The organism is Phaeovulum veldkampii DSM 11550, assembly GCF_003034995.1.
Taxonomy (GTDB): Bacteria; Pseudomonadota; Alphaproteobacteria; order Rhodobacterales; family Rhodobacteraceae; genus Phaeovulum; species Phaeovulum veldkampii.
Genome location: NZ_PZKF01000009.1, coordinates 1 through 17,362, shown reverse-complemented (window position 1 = coordinate 17,362; position 17,362 = coordinate 1). Strand labels below are relative to the sequence as shown.

Below are 17,362 nucleotides of genomic sequence, written 5' to 3'. Positions count from 1 at the left end.
CTAGAACGCGCCGGCGGCCTTCAGTTTTTCGGCCTTTTCGGCGTTGTACCACCAGAAGTCCAGTTCGCCCAGCGCATAGGGCGGCAGCGCCTCGGGGTGTTCATACATGTCGTAATAGGCGACGGTGTGTTCTGCCTTGTGCCATTGCGGCACCCAGAACCGCAGCGCGCGCAGAACCCGGTCCAGCGCGCGCACCGCGGTTGTCATCTCGTCGCGGGTATGGGCCGCCTCGACCTGCGCGATCAGCGCATCCACCGCCGGATGCGCCAGCCCCATCGAGTTGAACACATCCCCCACCGAGCCAGAGCCGAAATACTGCTGCAACCCCGATCCGGGGATGTAATCCTGCCCCAACTGGTCGGTGATCATGTCAAAGTCGTGACTGCGCTCGCGGTTGGTGAATTGCGCGTCGTCCACACGGGTATGCACAGCATCCACACCCAGCGCGCGCAGGTTTTCGACATAGGGGTTGATGACCCGGTCAAAGGTCTGGCTGTCGTTCAGGATTTCCACCCGCAGCGTCTGGCCTTGCGGGTTGCGGCGCATCCCGTCATCGGCCACCGGCCAGCCCGCGGCATCCAGCAGCGCGGCAGCCTTGCGCAGGTTGCCGCGGTCCAACTGGCGCGGGCCCGAGGTCGGCGCCACCACCGCCGGATCGGTCAGAACGCCGGGGGGAAGCTGGTCGGCCAAAGGCTCCAGCAGCGCCAGCTCATCGGGGCCGGGGGTGCCGGTGGCGGCCAGTTCGCTGTTGTCCCAGAACGAATTGGTGCGGGTGTAAAGCCCGTAGAACAGCGTTTCATTGGCCCATTCAAAGTTGAACATCAGCCCCAGCGCCTCGCGCACGCGGGGGTCTTGAAACCGGTCGCGGCGCAGGTTGATGGAAAACGCCTGCCCCGTGCCGATCTGGCCGTTGGGCAGGGTGCGTTTCACCACCCAGCCCTTGTCCAGCGCGGGGAAGTTGTAGCGCGTGGCCCAGATCAGCGACGAGGCCTCGGTGCGGAAGGTATAGGCCCCGGCCTTGAACCCCTCGAAAGCTGCCTCATAGTCGCCGAAATATTCAACCCTGATCCTGTCGAAATTACTGCGGCCCCGGTTGATCGGCAGATCGGCCCCCCAATAGTCGGGGTTGCGGCGCCAGACCACACGGCGCCCCATATCGGCAGTGTCAAAGACATAAGGCCCCGAGCCAAGAAACGGTGTGTCAGAGCTGTTTTCCAGATCGCGGCCCTTGGCGATATAGTCGGCCTTGGAAAACACCGGCAGACCGCCCACCGACTGGATCACGTCGCGGCGCGGATAGTCTGGGGTAAAGGTGAATTTGATGCGCCGCGCATCCAGCACCTCGGCGCCCGCCACCTGCTGCGTCAGAACCGCGCGAAAGCTGATCAGACCCTTGTCGCGCATGGTTTCGTAGGAAAACAGCACATCCTCGGCGGTCACCGGGCTGCCATCGGAAAACGTGGCCTCGGGCCGCAGGGTAAAGATCACCCAATCCCGGCTTTCGGGATATTCAAGGCTTTCGGCCAGCAGCCCATAGGCCGCCCCGATCTCATCGGCGGTGCTGGTCAGCAGCGATTCATGCACAACGCTTGCCAACGCGGCAGCCCGGCCTTTCAGCGTATAGGGGTTGAAGCTGTCAAACCCTCCCGCCGTCCAGACCGATATTTCGCCACCCTTCGGCGCCTCCGGGTTCACATAGTCCAGATGCGGGAAATCAGCGGCGTATTTCAGATCGCCAAAGGTCGAGATGCCGTGCGACACAATGGTATTCTGGGCCTGCACCGGGGCACCGGCCCAAAGGGCTGTCGCGAGCCCGATTGCCGCTACCGCCCGTATCGCCCGCTGCCCGATCATCATGCATCACCCTCCCCGTTTCTGATCAGGCTAGGTAATGATGCGCAGGCTCAGGCTTCAAGCCGCGATTTCGTGAACGCGCCAAAGCAAAGAGCCGCAACCAAAGGCTGCGGCCTGTGCCGTGACGTCGCGCAGCCAGTGAGAGCCGCGCTTATTCCTCGGCCTCGGCGGCGGGCACCGGGCGCGGCTTGGTGTTGCTGTTCTGATACATGTTGTTGGCAACCAGACTGATGGCCAGGAACAGAACAAGTGGCCCGGCCAGCCCGATCAAGACCTTGGTGAAGACGTCGGCGCCTTTGAACACTTCGAAAATCGACATGGCACTCCCCGGTTTGCCCTGCTGTTGCGTGGATGTATCCGCTTCCCCTGCGTCGGATCAAGGTATAGTTAGCCGCAGCACCGCGCACAGCAAGCTTCGGAGACCGTTACCGATGACCGCCCACAAAACCGGCCGTATCGCCTTTCAGGGGGAACCCGGCGCCTATTCGCATCAGGCTTGCCGCGAGGCGCGCCCCGACCTTGAGGCGCTTCCTTGCCGCACCTTTGAAGATGCGATCGAGGCTGTGCGCAAAGGCGAAGCCGATCTTGCGATGCTGCCGGTCGAGAACTCTACCTATGGCCGGGTGGCGGATATTCACCACCTGCTGCCCGAAAGCGGGCTGCACATTGTCGGCGAAGCCTTCGTGCGGGTTCACATCAACCTGCTGGCCCTGCCCGGAACGCGGCTGGATCAAGTGGAAGCGGCAATGAGTCACACCGTGCTGCTGGGCCAGTGCCGCGGCTTTCTGCGCCAGCATGGCCTGCGGTCGGTGACTGGCGCCGATACCGCCGGCTCGGCGCAGATCGTGGCACAGAAGGGCGACCCGAAACTGGCTGCCCTGGCCTCGGAGCTGGCGGGCGAGATTTACGGGCTGGACGTGCTGGCACGCCACATCGAGGACAAAAGCAACAACACCACCCGGTTTCTGGTGATGTCGCCCGCGCCCGACGAAACGCGCCGCGCTGATCGCATGATGACGACCTTTGTGTTCCGCGTGCGCAACATTCCGGCCGCGCTTTACAAGGCGATGGGCGGATTCGCCACCAATGGCGTCAACATGACCAAGCTGGAAAGCTATATGGTGGACGGCAATTTCACCGCGACCCAGTTCTATGCCGACATCGAGGGTCACCCCGAGGATGCCAACGTCAAGCTGGCACTGGAAGAGTTGCGCTATTTCACCTCGACGATGTCGATTCTGGGGGTTTATCCGGCCGACCCGCGCCGCCCCTGATCGGTTTCAGTGACCGCCGCGGCTGTAGCGGTCTTCCAGTTCCAGCCCGAACAGGCGCATCCGGTCGGCATAGCGGCGATCAAGCGTCGCCTTGCCAAAGCGCGCCGATTGCAACATCACCCGGCCAGCCAGCGTGCGCGGGCGCACTTCCATCGCGACCGACAGGCGCGTGCGGTGCCTGGCCAGTGCCAACAGCGAAAATTCGGCCGAAATCTCGAAATTCGAGGATTCTCCGGTGAAGGCCAGCGTTTCGGGCGGCTCGATGGTTGCAATGGTGACCACGACGCGCCGCATCTTGCCCCGCATCCGAAAGCGGAGATCCCAGGACATGCCACGGCGGGGGTCAAGGGCGCCTTCGTCCAACCTGTGCACCTCGACCCCGCTGCGCATCGCGGCGCGCTCCAGCGCGGCAACATCGGTCAACGCGGCAAAGACAAAGCTGATCGGCGCCTCGATATCAACACGGGTGGAAAATTTCATCGCCGGGCCCCCCAAGGCAAGCTGGCGCCCCTTCTGGCGTGATTACAGCCGATCCGCAAGCCAGCGGCGCATCAGACCATGCGCAATCGCGCCAACCCGCGGTGCGCGGATCGTGGCGTGGTGCCCGGCAAAGACCTGGGCCAGATCTTCACGCGTGATCCAGCAGGCATCCTCGATCTCGGCCGGGTCCGGCGTGATGGCGGTGGTTTCGGCGCGGCCATGGCAACCCAGCATCAACGAGGCGGGGAATGGCCAGGGCTGGCTGCCGACCTGGCACACCGACCCCACCTGCACACCGGTTTCCTCGGCCACCTCGCGGCGCACGGCGGCTTCGACGGTTTCGCCCGGCTCTATGTAACCCGCAAGGCAGGAATACATCCCGTCGGGCCAGCCGGGGCTGCGGCCGATCAGCGTGGCATTGCCATGAGTGACCAGCATGATCACCACCGGATCGGTGCGTGGGAAGTGGGCGGCCCCGCAGGCCGGGCACAGCCGCTGCCAACCGGCCTCCGCAGGCAGGCAGGCTGCGCCGCAGGCCGCGCAAAAGCGGTGGCTGGCGTGCCAGCCGGTCAGCGCCCGCGCCATCGCCGCCAGTTCCGCCGCGCGCGGGCTTAGGAGGCCCATCACCCCGCGCAGATCGGCAAAGCGGAAGGTTTCCGGCAGCGCCGGGTGCCCCGGCTCGAACGGGTCAAGAAAACCGGGTGCGGGCGCAGACCCCGCTGTAGGCTGCCAAGGCGCAATGTCCTGGGCAAAACGCGCAGCCCCCGCCTCCAGCCCCAGCAGCATCGGCGCCGCCGCAGCCCCGGCCAGAACCGGATGGCCCGCGGACAGCCAACCCAGCCGCGCGCCCTCTTCGACCAGAAGCCTCCCCTGCCAGACCGGCAGCACCCGCGCACCCGGCGCGGCCAAGGCGGCGGCCAGCGCCACAGGATCGGCGCGCAGCCCCGTCGCCCGGTCCAGCCCCGACCCCGCAAACGCCCATCCTGGTTCCTGTTTCATCGCCTGTCCCGTCTGCCGTTCCCACGGTCCTGCCCAGATTTCAGCGCATAAGCCAACTTCGCGCAAACGCAAGATGGCAGAGGCAATGCACTTTATGGGTGTATCGCCCCCGTCCGCCGATTACACTGCTGGCACAGCTTTGGCGTTGTGGCGCGCGCGGGGCCGGGCCAACCACTCCCGCGCCCGATAAGGGTGCGGCCTGATACGAGGATCGGCATTGCCAGGAACTCACCCCTTTGCGGCCGGGGCCAAGGCGAAGCAGGCCCATCTGCGGATCATGGAAACCACCGATCTGCACGGCCATCTGCTGCCTTATGACTATCACGCCGACCGACCGCTGCCGACCGCGGGCCTGTCGCGCACCGCCAGCCTGATCGCCGCCGCCCGCGCCGAGGCGCCCAATACGCTGCTGTTCGACAATGGCGATGTGTTGCAGGGCAGCGCGCTGGCCGATCATCTGGCGGCCAGCGGGGCGGCGGCGCGGCACCCGATCATCGCCGCCATGAACCTGCTGGGCTATGATGCGGCCACCGTGGGCAATCACGACTTCAACCATGGCCTGCCCTATCTGCGGCGCGTTCTGTCGGAGGCGGCGTTTCCTGTCGTCTGCGCCAATCTGCTGGCTGCGGACGGGGCACAGGCGGGTCAGCCCCTGTTCCCGCCTTATGTGTTGCTGGATCGGGTGCTGACCGATGGCGCGGGGCACCGTGCCCCGATCCGGATCGGGGTGATCGGCCTGCTGCCGCCGCAGACCCTGATCTGGGACCATGCGCATCTGGCCGGCCGGGCGATTACCCGCGACATCACCGAAACCGCCGCCGCCTGTCTGCCCGGCCTGCGTGCCGCGGGCGCCGATCTGGTGATTGCGCTGGCTCATACCGGGATCGGCGCGCCCGACCACCAGCCGGGGCAGGAAGACGCCGCCCTGCCGCTGGCCCGCCTGCGCGGCATCGACGTGCTGCTGCTGGGCCACCGGCATCGGGTTTTTCCCGGCCCCGATTTTCCACCCGGCGAAGGTGTCGATCCGCAGCGCGGCACGCTGTATGGCAAGCCTGCGGTGATGGCGGGGTTTGCAGGCTCGCATCTGGGGCTGATCGACCTCGTGCTGGATCGTCGCGACGGGCGCTGGCAGATCGCTGCCGCCCAGCCCGAGGCGCGGCCTATTTTCCGCCGCGGGGCCGAGCATTGCATCCGCCCGACGGTGGCCGATGCGCCCGGCGTTCTGGCGCTGGCCGCGCCTGCCCATGCCGCAGCGCTGGCCGATATCCGCCGCCCGGTGGGGCGTTGCGCGGTCACGCTGCACAGCTATTTCGCGCCGCTGGCCCCGGCCCCGGGGGTGAGCCTTGTGGCTGAGGTGCAACGCGCCCACGTTGCGCGGCTTCTGGCGCGAGGGCCGCTGGCGGGGCTACCGGTTCTGGCGGCGACGGCACCGTTTCGTTGCGGCGGGCGCTCCGGGTCCGAGGCGTTCACCGACATTCCCGCAGGCTCGGTCCTGCGCCGCCATCTGGCCGATCTCAGCCCGTTCCCCAATACGATTCAGGCGCTGCGGCTGACCGGGGCCGAACTGGCCGACTGGCTGGAACGTGCCGCGGGCCTGTTTGCCCGCATCACCCCCGGCCAGCCCGACCAGCCGCTGATCCTCCGCGATTTCCCGATCTACAATTTCGACATGATCAGCGATGCCAGCTTTGCCATCGACCTGTCGCAACCGGCCCGGTTCGGCCCCGCGGGTGAACTGGCCGAACCGGGCGCGCATCGCATCCGCGACCTGCGCGTTCTGGGCCGCCCGCTTGACCCGCTGGCCGAGGTGATCATCGCCACCAACAGCTACCGCGCCGCCGGGGGTGGGCAATTTGCGGGCACCGGACCAGACCGGATCGTGGCCGATGCCGGGCTGGGCATCGAAGCCGCCCTGATCGCCCATTTCGCCGCCACCGATTGCGTGACCACACCGGCCCAGCCCGGCTGGCGGTTCTGCCCGATGCCCGGCACCTCGGTTCTGTTCGACACCGGCCCCGGTGCGCGCGACCACCTGCACGATGTGGCCGGGCTGAACCTGTCGCCCCTTGCCCTTGGCCTGACTGCCGAGGGCTTCCTGCGTTATCGCCTGACGCTTTAGCCCCGATTCCCGCCGCTCCGCGCAGATTTGGCCAGCCCGCTTCTGCCCGGTTTCAAGGCGCAGGCTTATCACCTGCCCATTTCGCAGGCAGTCTTTTGCATAAGGCGTGATGTGGCGCCGAAGGCCCCTGCCCCGGCGCGATGGTCTGGCGCAGCATGTCGGACAAGTTCAACCTTCTGGAGGCCACATGTTCCATCGCACCTTCACCGCTCTTGCGGCCACGCTGGCGCTGGCGCTGCCCGCGGCTGCCGAAACCGCCATGCCCTTCGCGCTCGACTGGAAGTTCGAAGGCCCCGCCGCGCCCTATTTCGTGGCGGTGGACAAGGGCCATTTCGCCGCTGAAGGTCTGGCGGTCGAGATCAGCGAAGGCGCCGGGTCGCTGGATGCAATCCCGAAGGTGGCGACCGGCGCCTATCCGGTGGGTTTTGCCGATATCAACAGCCTGATGAAATTTCTTGACCAGAACCCCGGCGCGCCGGTCACTGGGGTAATGATGGTCTATGACAAGCCGCCCTTTGCCGTGGTGGGGCGCAAGTCGCTGGGCGTGACCGCGCCCGCCGATCTGCCCGGCAAGGTGCTGGGCGCGCCGCCACCCGATGGCGCCTGGGCGCAGTTTCCGATCTTTGCCGCCGAAAACGGGCTGGACATGGCTACGATCACCGTCGAACCCGTGGGCTTTCCGGTGCGCGAGCCGATGCTGGCCGAGGGCAAGGTGGCCTCGGTCACGGGCTTCAGCTTTTCGTCGGTGCTGAACCTCAAGCGGCTGGGCGTTCCGGTCGAGGATATCTCGGTGATCCTGATGGCCGATCATGGCGTGGCGCTCTATGGCAACGTGGTGATCGTCAACACCGATTTCGCCAAGGCCAACCCGGCGGCGGTGACGGGCTTTATCCGCGCCGTGGCCAAGGGGTGGAAGGATGCCGTGGCCGACCCCGGCGCCGCTGTGGATGCGCTGATCAAGCGCAACCCCGCCGCTGACAAGACGCTGGAAACCGAGCGGCTGGAAATGGCCATCGCCGACAATGTGCTGACCGACTGGGTCAAGGCCAACGGCATGGGCGGCATCGATGCCGAACGCATGGCGCGGGCGATCGAGCAGACGAAATCGGTCTACACCTTCCAAAGCGAACCCGACGCGAGCCTCTACTTCGATGCCAGCTACCTGCCCACAGACGGCAGCCTGACCATAGACTGAACGCCCACCAGAGGCAGAACCTATCGAGCAACCATGACGAATCTGATCGAGATCCGGGGCGTGACCCATGCCTACCGCACCAAGACCGGGCCGCTTCAGGTTCTGGATGACCTGACGATTTCGGTGCCCGAGGGCGAATTCTGCGCCGTCGTCGGCCCCTCGGGCTGCGGAAAGTCAACGCTGACGCGGCTGGTGGCGGGGCTGATGAAACCCGACACCGGCGCAGTGTGGCTGCATGGCGAACGCGTCACCAGCCCGCGCAAGACGGTGGGTATGGCTTTCCAGAACCCCGTGATGCTGGAATGGCGCACCATCCTTGAAAACGTGATGCTGCCCTTGGAAATCGTGGCCCCCCGGATGCCGCGGGCAGACCGTGAGGCGCGCGCGCTGCATCTGCTGGAAATGGTGGGCCTCATGGGCTTTGAGGGCAAGCGCCCCAGCCAGTTGTCGGGCGGGATGCGGCAGCGCGCCAGCCTGTGCCGCGCCATCGTGCACAAGCCCGATGTTCTGATCATGGATGAACCCTTCGGCGCGCTGGATGCCTTTACCCGCGAAGACCTGTGGCAGACCATGCGCGATCTGCGCGCGGCCGAACCCTTTACCTGCGTGCTTATCACGCATGATCTGCGCGAAAGCGTGTTTCTGGGCGATCAGGTGATCGTGCTGTCGGGGCGGCCCGCGCGGCTGCAATATGTGTTGAACGTCGATCTGCCCGCAGACCGCAGCATCGACGTGCTGTTCACCCCCGAAGCCACCGACATGCTGCACCTGCTGCGCGACCAGATCCGCATCGCCCAGGGCAGGGAGGCGCATTAGATGAGCCGGACACAGCAAATTCTGGTGCCCTTTGCCGCCATTCTGGCCTTTCTTGGTCTGTGGGAAATTATCGTCTGGGTCAACGGCTGGCCGAATTACAAGATGGCCTCGCCATCAGACCTGGGGCCGGCGTTCTGGAAATACCGGGCGATGTTTTTGGAAATGGGCTGGCAGACGCTGTGGCGGACGGTGGCGGGGCTGGCGCTGGCGGTGGCCTTCGGCACGTTTCTGGGCATGTTGATGGGGTTTTCGGCACTGGCTCGCGCAGCACTCTATCCGCTTCTGGTGGGTTTCAACGCGATCCCCAAGGCAACGCTGGTGCCGGTGATCGCGCTTTTGTTCATCGGCCAGCACGATTTCAACACGGTGCTGATGGCGTTTCTGATCAGCTTTTTCCCCATCGCGGTGTCGGTCGGCATCGGGCTGTCAACGCTGGAACCCGAATACCGCGATATCCTGCGTGCACTGGGGGCAAGCCGTCTGACAATCTTCCGCAAGATCGCGCTGCCCAAGACCTTGCCCGAATTTTTTGGGGCACTGAAGGTTTCGGTCACGCTGGCCTTCATTGGCACCAACCTGGTGGAAATCGTCTCACCGCACGGGCGGGGCCTTGGGGCGCTGTTCAAATCGGGCGAAACGAATGGGGATTATCCATTGATGTTCGGGGTTCTGATCGCCTTGGCCTTTCTGGGCATCGTTCTTTACTATGGCGTTGTGGTGCTGGAGCGGGTCTTTGCCGGATGGGCCGAACGCCCCCAGCACTAGGGGGGCGCCATGCAGATCATCGGGGTCGATTTCACCTCTGCGCCGGGGCGGCACAAGCCGATCACGGCGGCCTTTTGTGGGCTGGAGAATGACCGACTGCAGTTTCAGCGGCTGGAGCGACTGACAGATCTGGCCGCCTTTGAGGCGCTGTTGGCCCGCCCCGGCCCTTGGGTCGCGGGGTTTGATTTTCCCTTTGGCCAGCCCCGGCGGCTGATCGAAACCATCGGCTGGCCGACCGATTGGGTGGGCTATGTGGACCATGTCGCAACCCTTGGCCGCAAGGGCTTTGCCGCGGCGCTGGCGGCCTACAAGGCCGACCGCCCCGCAGGCGACCGGCAGCATTTTCGTGCCGCAGACCGGGCCTGCGGGGCGGCCAGCCCGCAGACCCTTCACTATACCCCCGTGGGGCTGATGTTTGCCGAGGGCGCACCGCGATTGCGGGCGGCGGGTGTCAGCCTGCCGGGCCTTGCGGCAGGCGATCCGGCGCGGGTGGCCCTGGAGGCCTATCCCGGGGCTGCGGCGCGCAGGCTGATCGGCAAGGACAGCTACAAGACCGACGACCGCCGCAAGCAAAGCCCGGCGCAGGCGCAGGCGCGCCTTCGGCTTCTGGCCGCACTGTGCGGCCCGCAGGGGGCCGCGCACTATGGGCTGCGCGTCGAGGCGCCCGAGACGCTGGCCGATGACCCCACGGGTGATGCACTCGATGCGCTGATCTGCGCCGCGCAGGCGGCCTGGGCACACCGCGCAGGGCTAACCCGGCCCGAAGGCCCCGCCGGCGCCGACCCGCTGGAAGGCTGGATCGCAGACCCTGCCGCTCTTGCCGCGCAGGCCCCCGCCCCCGCCGATGCCGCCCGGCGCCGGGCCGTTCACCCCGTGATCTGCTATCCGGTCGAAACCCTGCCGCAGCCCGACATGGGCCTGCTGGCCAGCGCCCGCGCCACCCTGCGCCCGGTGAGGCAGGTGATCGTGCCCGCGCGCGACGCCGCCTGTTTCCGTGTGCCCGCGGGGCATTTCTTCCGCATCCATTCGGTCGAAGGGCCGCAGGTCGGCGATCTGAACCTGTGGAACGCGCACGACCTGCGCGAACGCTTCTATTCTGGCAAAACCCGCGCCTTGCACGGCACACATCTGACGACCGCGCACCGGATGTGGTCAGCCTTCCCCTTTCTGCGACCGATGGCGACCCTGACCCACGACACGCTGGGCTGGTATGGCAAAGATGCCTTCGGCGGGTCCGTCCATGACGTGATCGGCACCCGCTGCGACCCCTACACCCACAATCTTCTGTCAGGCGGGCACACCTATCACCACTGTTGCCATTCCAACCTGACCCGCGCACTGGCCCGCGAAACCGGCCTGCCTCTGGCCGAGGCCGAGGGCCATGTGCATGACGTTCTCAACGTCTTCATGTGCACCGGCTTTACCCGCGACACCGGGCAATATTTCATGAAGGCCAGCCCGGTGCGGCCCGGCGATTACCTTGAATTCTTTGCCGAGATCGACCTGCTGGGCGCGCTGTCGGCCTGCCCCGGCGGAGATTGTTCGGCGGAACATTCGTCCGATGCCGCCGCCTGCCATCCCCTGCGGGTGGAAATCCTGGCCCCCGATCCGCAAACGCTTCGGGGCTGGGTTTCCCCGGCCCCGAACGGCTATGACCGCAGCCACGGCGCCTAAGCGCTACATCATTCCCAGCAGACGTGGCAGGAACAACGAAATGTCGGGGATATAGGTCACCAGCATCAGGAAGATCAGCGCCGTCAACAGCCAGGGCCAGGTCGCCTTGGTCACATCGGTCAACCCCAGTTTCGACAGCGACGAGGCCACATACAGGTTCAGCCCCACAGGTGGCGTGCACAGCCCCACCTCCATGTTGACCACCAGCATGATGCCAAAATGCACCGGATCGACGCCCAACTTCATCGCCACCGGAAACAGGATCGGCGCCATGATCAGGATGATCGCCGAAGGTTCCATCACCATGCCGATCACCAGCAAGATGATGTTCACCGCCATCAGGAAGCCGATCTTGCCCAGCCCCATGTCCACGATCCAGGCGCTGACCGCCTGCGGGATCTGTTCCGAGGTCAGGATGAAGGCGAACATCACCGCGTTGGTGATGATGTAGAGCAGCATCGCGCTCATCGCGGCCGAGGTCAGCAGCACCTTGGGCACCTCGCGCAGGCGGATGTCCTTGTAGACCCAGACCGCGATCACGAAGGCATAGACAGCCGAAACCGCTGCCGCCTCGGTCGGCGTGAAGATACCGCCATAGATGCCGCCCATGATGATCACGATCAGCATCAAGCCCCATACGCTTTCGCGGAAGGCCCGCCAGCGTTCGCGCCAGCTTGCCCGCGGCATGCGCGGATAGTCGTTCTTCCACGCGCGGTAGGTGGTCGTGGCGCCCAGCATCGTAGCCAGCATCAACCCTGGAATCACACCTGCCATGAACAAGGTGCCGATTGAGGCCGACATTATCGGCCCGCCGTCAGGCCCTGTCACCACCATGCCGGAGGTGGCCACCGCATACATCACCATCACGATCGATGGCGGAATAAGGATGCCCAGCCCCCCCGATGTGGCAATGACCCCGGTGCCGAATTTCACCGGATAGCCCTGCGCCACCATCGCCGGAATGAGGATGGAGCCCACCGCCATCACCGTGGCGGGCGACGAGCCGGAAATGGCTGCGAACATGGCGCAGGCCACCACCGCAGCCAGCCCCATGCCGCCATACCAATGGCCAATCATCGAGGTGACAAAGCGGATGATCCGCCGCGCCACGCCGCCATGCGTCAGGAAATTCCCGGCGAGGATGAAGAACGGGATCGCCATGATCTCGAACTTTTCGATGCCGGTAAACAGCTTCAGCGCGATGGAATCGAGCGGGATGTCGGTCATGGCGAACAGGAAACTGAACACCGTCAGCCCCAGGGCGATCGACACGGGCATCCCCGTCAGCAGCAGAACCGCCAGAATGGCAAAGATGACAAGCGCGGTCATGCGTGGCCACCCCTGGCAAGGTCTTCGGCTTCTTCCTCAAGCCCATCGACGCGGCTGTGGTCATGGTGCGCGATGAAGCCGGTGGTGGCATAAAGCCAGGTCGCCTGCATGAAGCGGAAACACATCAGCGCCGACCCGACAGGAACCGCCAGATAGACGATCCACATCTGCACCTCGAGGTCGGGCGAGGTCTGGCCGTTCACCTTCACATGCCAGACGAAATCGGCGCCGATCCAGGCCACGATGGCGGTGAACAGGACACAGGCGCCAAAGGCCAGCAGAGTTATCGGGCGCCGGGTGGCGGGCGACAGTCGTTCAACCAGAATGTCCACACCCACGTGGATACCCAACCGCACGCCATAGGCGGCGCCGAACTTGGCCATCCAGACGAACATGTAAATGCACAACTCCTGCGCCCAGGTCAGCTTGAAGCCGTTGACCCATTTGAAGGCACTGCGCGCCATCGCCTGCAATTCGGGGTAATCGTTGGCACGGGCCCAGCCGACAAGATCGGCTGCAAAGCCGATGGAGAAACGGTGAACGACCGCCACGAAGATCAGCACAACGGCTGCAGCCATCAGCGCCGAGATCAGGATTTCTTCGAGGCGGTCGAGGATGCGCAGAACCATGTCACGCCCTCGGATGCAGGAGAAAGGAAACCGCCGCGGGCACACAAGGGCGGCCCGCGACGCAAGGAACGGGCGGCGGGCGACCCCGCCGCGCCGTTCAGTTCGTGATGCCCAGTTCGGTGTAGACCTGCGCGATCAGATCGGCGCCCACACGGTCGGCCATCTGCTGATGCACCGGGCGCAGGGTGGCTGCCCATTCGGCGCGCTCTTCCTCGGTCAGGTCATGAAACTCGGTGGTCCCGGCGGCCTTCATCGCCTCAAGCGCTTTTTCGTTTTCTTCCTTGGCGATGGAGTTTGCATAGACGGTGGCCTCGGCCATCGCCTTGTCCAGCCCGGCGCGCACGTCTTCGGGCAGGCCGTCCCAGAACGCCTTGTTGACGATCACCGCATAGCCCAGATAGCCGTGGTTTGACACGGTGGCGTGTTTCTGCACCTCGTGCATCTTCTGGGTATACATGTTTGACGGCGGGTTTTCGGTGCCATCGACAACCCCGGTCTGAAGCCCTTGATACACCTCGGAGAACGCCATCACCTGCGGCACTGCGTTCAGCGCCTGCATCTGCGCCTCCAGGATCTTGGACGACTGGATGCGCATCTTCAGACCCAGAAAATCATCGGGGGTATGCAGCGGGCTGTTGGCCGACATCACCTTGAAGCCATTATCCCAGAACGCCAGCCCCGTGATGCCCTTGTCCTCCAGCCGCGCCATCAGGCCCGCGCCCACCGCGCCGTCGGTGATCTTGCGCAGGTCATCATAGCCGTTCATCAGGAAGGGCAGGTCAAAGATTTCGAACTGCTGCACACCCAGCGGGCCGAATTTGGCCAGCGAGGGGGCCAGCATCTGCACCGCGCCCAATTGCAGCGCCTCAAGCTCTTCCTTGTCTTTGTAAAGCTGGCTGTTGGGGTAAACCTCAACATCCACCGCGCCATTGGTATAGGCTTCGGCAAGTTCCTCGAATTTGGCCGCGCCTTTGCCCTTGGGGGTATCGGGGGCGACGACATGGCTGAACTTGATCACGATCGGGTCGGCGGCCTGCGCGGGCAGCCCGAACGACAGCGCCAAGGCGCAAGTGCCGGCCAGAGCGGCCAGAGAACGACGGGTAAGCATGATATCCTCCTCAAATATCCGCTGCCCCTGCGGGGCGGACTGTGCCGTTCTTGTCATGTCGTGGCTTGCCTTGCTATTGTGGAAAACCGCAATGGCGGGCGCAACGAGGGATGGCGAAACGGTGGATCGCAACGAAGCCTGGGCCGCCGAAGCCGCCGCGCGAGGGCGGATCGACCTGCTGTCGGTGATCCCCCTTGTGGCAATCGTGGCGCTGGTCGGTCTGGTCGGCGCGCTGGCCTGGATCGTGGAGGGGCGCGAAGCGGCGCAGGTGCGGGCGCAACTGGCCACCGATGCGCTGTGGGTGGAACAGACACTGCGGTTCCAGTTGTCACGCGACGAAGACATGCTGGCCCGTCTGGCGCTGGACGAGGCGGGCGGCGTGGCGCCTGCGACGCTGGATCAGCGCGCGCGGCTGCATATCGTCACCAACCCCGAAGTGCTGTCGCTTGTGTGGCAAGACGCTGGGGGGGGGCCGCTGCGCGCCGTGCCGCGCGATGCCGTCTCCGCCGATGTGGCGCTGCGCGCGCTGGCCGCCGCGCCCTCGTCGCGGCCAGTCTATGGCGATGTGATCCGCCGCGATGACGGGTCTGCCATCGTCGCGTTGGGGCTGCGCAGCGGCAGCGGGCAGGGGCTGATCGTTGCCACAGTCTCGCTCTCGCTTTTGCTGGAACGGCACATTCCGTGGTGGATCGCCGAACAATACGCCGTCGAACTCGTCGATGCCGGGGGCGCGGCGCTGGTGGCGCGGTCGCGTACCGAAAGCCGGGCCGACACGCCCAGCCATACGATCAGCTTTGATCCGCCATTGCGCGGCATCCTGCTGCGCATTCGCCCGCATCAACACAGCGGAACCGGCGCCAATACCCTGCTGCTGGCGGGGATCGCGGCGATTTCGGCCTTTGCGGTGCTGGCGTTGGGTATGCTTTACCGCAACACCGACCGCCGCCGCCGGGCCGAGGCGCGGCTGCGCGGCGAGATGGCCTTTCGCCGCTCGATGGAGGAAAGCCTGACCGTGGGCCTGCGCGCCAAGGACCATCAGGGCCGGGTGCTCTATGTCAACACCGCCTTTTGTCAGTTGGTCGGCTGGCCTGCCGCCGATCTGGTGGGCAAGCGCCCGCCGATGCCCTACTGGTCCGAGGATCATCTGCACGAAACGCTGGCCCGCCAGCGCAGTCTGGCTGAAGGCGGCGCCCGATCGCAAAGCTTTGAAACCCGGTTTCGCCACCGCGACGGGCGGCTGATTGACGTGCAGGTCTATGAGGCCCCGCTGATCGACGCGCAGGGCCAGCATCGCGGCTGGATGGGGTCGATCATCGACACCACTGAGGCCCGCCGCGCCGCCCGACTGGCCCGCGCGCAGGAAGAAAGCCTTGGGCGCACCGCCCGGCTGGTCACGCTGGGCGAAATGGCCTCGACGCTGGCGCATGAGCTGAACCAGCCGCTGGCCGCAATCGCAAGCTACGCCGCAGGGGCGCAAAACCTGCTGGCACGCGGGCAGGCCGACCCTGCGCAACTGGGCCCGGCGCTGGAAAAGCTGTCGCATCAGGCGGGGCGGGCCGGGCAGATCATCCGCCGGATCAAGGATCTGGTGAACAAGCGCGAGCCGAACTTCAGCCGCCTGTCGCTGGCAGAGGTGGTGACCGATACGGTGGGCTTTCTGGCCGCCGATGCGCGCGAACGCAGGCTGCGCCTTGCCACCCGGATCGAGCCGGCCCCCGCCGTCGATGCCGACCGCATCCTGATGGAACAGGTGCTGATCAACCTGATCCGCAACGGGATGGAGGCCATGCCACCCGGTCGCCGCAGCGGCGACGTGCTGACGGTGTCGCTGCGCGCCCTGCCGGGCGGCTGCGAGATTGCGGTGGCCGATCAGGGCCAGGGGGTGGAGCCTGCCATCTCCGACACGCTGTTTGACGCCTTCGCAAGCACCAAGACCGACGGCATGGGCATGGGGCTGAAAATCTGCCGCACCATTGCCGAACTGCACCGCGGCCATCTGGTCTTTCACCCCAACCACGGCGGTGGCACGGTCTTTGTCCTGACCCTGCCCGCCGCCGCAAACACCGAGGCCGCATGACCCCGTTCGACCTAGGCTCTGCCGTCGTGCATATCGTCGATGACGACCCGGCGATCCGCGATGCACTGTCGTGGCTGTTTTCATCGCGCGGAATCGGCGCACGGGAATGGGACAGCGCCGAGGCGTTTTTGGCCGCGCTTCCGCTGCCCGCCTGTTCCTGCGTCTTGCTGGATGTACGGATGACCGGGCTTTCCGGCCCCGAAGCGTTCGAACGGCTGCGCGCGGCGGGCTGCGACGCGCCGGTGATCTTTCTGACCGGCCATGCCAATGTGCCGGTGGCGGTGCAGGCGCTCAAGACCGGAGCCTTCGACTTCGTCGAAAAGCCGTTCAACGACAACCAGATCGTCGATCTGGCGCTGGCGGCGCTGGCCAAGCACGCTGATGGCCGCGCCGAGAGGCGCGAGCGGCACGAGATGATCGCGCGGCGCGACGCGCTCAGCCCGCGCGAACGCGAGGTGTTGACCCTGATGCTTCAGGGCCTGATGAACAAGGAAATCGCTGACCGTCTGGAGATTGCGATGCGCACGGTCGAGGTGCACCGGGCACGCGTGCTGACCAAGATGAACGCGCGCAACGCCATCGACCTTGCCGCCCAGTTCGCCGCCGCGCGCATCGCCCCCGATCCGCCAACCACGCTGAACCCCGCCCCCTAGCAGGCCGCTGAAGAAGTTGGCGCTTGGCCTGATTTGAGGAACATGATTCACCGTCCGCAGGCTTTGGGGGGTGAGAATGCGCGGGGCGGACGAGACGAGCGGGTCGCTGTTCAGCTATGTCGATCTTGAGGGGCGCATCCCTGCGCGCCATCCGCTGCGCAAGATCCGGCAGGTGGTGAACGAGGCCCTGGCCAGTCTCGATGCCGAGTTCGAGGCGCTCTACAGCGATTTCGGTCGCTCCTCGATCCCGCCGGAACGGCTGATCCGGGCGAGCCTGATCCAGATCCTGTTCTCCATCCGCTCCGAGCGGCAGTTGATGGAGCAGATGGAATACAACCTCTTGTTCCGCTGGTTCGTGGGCCTTGGCATTGACGACCCGGTCTGGGTCCC

At 65.6% G+C, this 17,362-nt stretch carries 16 protein-coding genes; 9 read left to right on the top strand and 7 right to left on the bottom strand.

The window, feature by feature from the left end:
• A complete protein-coding gene (locus C5F46_RS05400) occupies nucleotides 1-1,857 on the bottom strand; it encodes an extracellular solute-binding protein (RefSeq protein ID WP_107324342.1) in 1,857 nt (618 codons plus the stop codon).
• A 148-nt stretch (nucleotides 1,858-2,005) separates the two neighbouring features.
• Nucleotides 2,006-2,173 carry a hypothetical protein gene (locus C5F46_RS16585; protein ID WP_168796776.1) on the bottom strand — a complete coding sequence of 56 codons (168 nt, stop codon included), beginning with the start codon at nucleotides 2,171-2,173 and terminating at the stop codon, nucleotides 2,006-2,008.
• 112 nt (nucleotides 2,174-2,285) lie between these two features.
• On the opposite strand from C5F46_RS16585, the gene C5F46_RS05395 reads away from it, so the two are divergent.
• A complete protein-coding gene (locus C5F46_RS05395; protein WP_107324341.1) occupies nucleotides 2,286-3,128 on the top strand; it encodes a prephenate dehydratase in 843 nt (280 codons plus the stop codon).
• A gap of 6 nt (nucleotides 3,129-3,134) precedes the next feature.
• On the opposite strand, the gene C5F46_RS05390 is transcribed toward C5F46_RS05395, so the two are convergent.
• Nucleotides 3,135-3,608, bottom strand: a complete 474-nt coding sequence (locus C5F46_RS05390) for an SRPBCC family protein (RefSeq protein ID WP_107324340.1) — start codon at nucleotides 3,606-3,608, stop codon at nucleotides 3,135-3,137.
• Nucleotides 3,609-3,650: 42 nt separating this feature from the next.
• Nucleotides 3,651-4,607, bottom strand: a complete 957-nt coding sequence (nudC, locus tag C5F46_RS05385) for an NAD(+) diphosphatase (RefSeq protein ID WP_107324339.1) — start codon at nucleotides 4,605-4,607, stop codon at nucleotides 3,651-3,653.
• A 217-nt stretch (nucleotides 4,608-4,824) separates the two neighbouring features.
• On the opposite strand from nudC, the gene C5F46_RS05380 reads away from it, so the two are divergent.
• From C5F46_RS05380 to C5F46_RS17050, 5 genes are all read left to right on the top strand, one after another.
• Nucleotides 4,825-6,726 (top strand): bifunctional 2',3'-cyclic-nucleotide 2'-phosphodiesterase/3'-nucleotidase, encoded by a 1,902-nt coding sequence (locus C5F46_RS05380; protein WP_235820091.1) that lies wholly within the window; start codon nucleotides 4,825-4,827, stop codon nucleotides 6,724-6,726.
• Between the two features lie 187 nt (nucleotides 6,727-6,913).
• A complete protein-coding gene (locus C5F46_RS05375; protein WP_107324337.1) occupies nucleotides 6,914-7,921 on the top strand; it encodes an ABC transporter substrate-binding protein in 1,008 nt (335 codons plus the stop codon).
• A 33-nt stretch (nucleotides 7,922-7,954) separates the two neighbouring features.
• The gene (locus tag C5F46_RS05370) at nucleotides 7,955-8,737 is read left to right on the top strand and encodes an ABC transporter ATP-binding protein (RefSeq protein ID WP_107324336.1); all 783 of its coding nucleotides are present in this window, start codon (nucleotides 7,955-7,957) and stop codon (nucleotides 8,735-8,737) included.
• Nucleotides 8,738-9,502: an ABC transporter permease gene (locus C5F46_RS05365; RefSeq protein ID WP_107324335.1), complete on the top strand. Its 765-nt coding sequence runs from the start codon at nucleotides 8,738-8,740 to the stop codon at nucleotides 9,500-9,502.
• Between the two features lie 798 nt (nucleotides 9,503-10,300).
• Nucleotides 10,301-11,176, top strand: coding sequence for an urea carboxylase-associated family protein (locus C5F46_RS17050; RefSeq protein ID WP_235820094.1), 876 nt, complete (start codon nucleotides 10,301-10,303; stop codon nucleotides 11,174-11,176).
• A 3-nt stretch (nucleotides 11,177-11,179) separates the two neighbouring features.
• Here the strand turns inward: C5F46_RS17050 and C5F46_RS05355 are convergent, their stop codons facing one another.
• The 3 genes from C5F46_RS05355 to C5F46_RS05345 all read right to left on the bottom strand — a co-directional run bounded on the left by C5F46_RS05355 (nucleotide 11,180) and on the right by C5F46_RS05345 (nucleotide 14,242).
• Nucleotides 11,180-12,505 carry a TRAP transporter large permease gene (locus tag C5F46_RS05355; protein ID WP_107324333.1) on the bottom strand — a complete coding sequence of 442 codons (1,326 nt, stop codon included), beginning with the start codon at nucleotides 12,503-12,505 and terminating at the stop codon, nucleotides 11,180-11,182.
• Nucleotides 12,502-13,134, bottom strand: coding sequence for a TRAP transporter small permease (locus C5F46_RS05350; RefSeq protein ID WP_107324332.1), 633 nt, complete (start codon nucleotides 13,132-13,134; stop codon nucleotides 12,502-12,504). Before C5F46_RS05350 ends, C5F46_RS05355 begins: the two co-directional genes overlap by 4 nt.
• A 97-nt stretch (nucleotides 13,135-13,231) precedes the next feature.
• Nucleotides 13,232-14,242 carry a TRAP transporter substrate-binding protein gene (locus tag C5F46_RS05345; RefSeq protein ID WP_107324416.1) on the bottom strand — a complete coding sequence of 337 codons (1,011 nt, stop codon included), beginning with the start codon at nucleotides 14,240-14,242 and terminating at the stop codon, nucleotides 13,232-13,234.
• A 91-nt stretch (nucleotides 14,243-14,333) separates the two neighbouring features.
• On the opposite strand from C5F46_RS05345, the gene C5F46_RS05340 reads away from it, so the two are divergent.
• From C5F46_RS05340 to C5F46_RS05330, 3 genes are all read left to right on the top strand, one after another.
• Entirely contained in the window at nucleotides 14,334-16,319 is a 1,986-nt protein-coding gene (locus C5F46_RS05340) for a two-component system sensor histidine kinase NtrB (RefSeq protein WP_107324331.1), read from the top strand.
• Nucleotides 16,316-16,972 (top strand): response regulator transcription factor, encoded by a 657-nt coding sequence (locus tag C5F46_RS05335; protein WP_107324330.1) that lies wholly within the window; start codon nucleotides 16,316-16,318, stop codon nucleotides 16,970-16,972. Before C5F46_RS05340 ends, C5F46_RS05335 begins: the two co-directional genes overlap by 4 nt.
• A 76-nt stretch (nucleotides 16,973-17,048) precedes the next feature.
• Nucleotides 17,049-17,362, top strand: a 314-nt coding sequence (locus C5F46_RS05330; protein ID WP_146160215.1) for a transposase, incomplete at its 3' end; no start/stop codon positions are given.

Bases quoted from the DNA above. Each gene is read 5' to 3' on its own strand.
- C5F46_RS05400 (WP_107324342.1), bottom strand. From the start codon at position 1,857: ATGATGATCGGGCAGCGGGCGATACGGGCGGTAGCGGCAATCGGGCTC.
- C5F46_RS16585 (WP_168796776.1), bottom strand. From the start codon at position 2,173: ATGTCGATTTTCGAAGTGTTCAAAGGCGCCGACGTCTTCACCAAGGTC.
- C5F46_RS05395 (WP_107324341.1), top strand. From the start codon at position 2,286: ATGACCGCCCACAAAACCGGCCGTATCGCCTTTCAGGGGGAACCCGGC.
- C5F46_RS05390 (WP_107324340.1), bottom strand. From the start codon at position 3,608: ATGAAATTTTCCACCCGTGTTGATATCGAGGCGCCGATCAGCTTTGTC.
- nudC (WP_107324339.1), bottom strand. From the start codon at position 4,607: ATGAAACAGGAACCAGGATGGGCGTTTGCGGGGTCGGGGCTGGACCGG.
- C5F46_RS05375 (WP_107324337.1), top strand. From the start codon at position 6,914: ATGTTCCATCGCACCTTCACCGCTCTTGCGGCCACGCTGGCGCTGGCG.
- C5F46_RS05370 (WP_107324336.1), top strand. From the start codon at position 7,955: ATGACGAATCTGATCGAGATCCGGGGCGTGACCCATGCCTACCGCACC.
- C5F46_RS05365 (WP_107324335.1), top strand. From the start codon at position 8,738: ATGAGCCGGACACAGCAAATTCTGGTGCCCTTTGCCGCCATTCTGGCC.
- C5F46_RS05355 (WP_107324333.1), bottom strand. From the start codon at position 12,505: ATGACCGCGCTTGTCATCTTTGCCATTCTGGCGGTTCTGCTGCTGACG.
- C5F46_RS05350 (WP_107324332.1), bottom strand. From the start codon at position 13,134: ATGGTTCTGCGCATCCTCGACCGCCTCGAAGAAATCCTGATCTCGGCG.
- C5F46_RS05345 (WP_107324416.1), bottom strand. From the start codon at position 14,242: ATGCTTACCCGTCGTTCTCTGGCCGCTCTGGCCGGCACTTGCGCCTTG.
- C5F46_RS05340 (WP_107324331.1), top strand. From the start codon at position 14,334: ATGGCGGGCGCAACGAGGGATGGCGAAACGGTGGATCGCAACGAAGCC.
- C5F46_RS05335 (WP_107324330.1), top strand. From the start codon at position 16,316: ATGACCCCGTTCGACCTAGGCTCTGCCGTCGTGCATATCGTCGATGAC.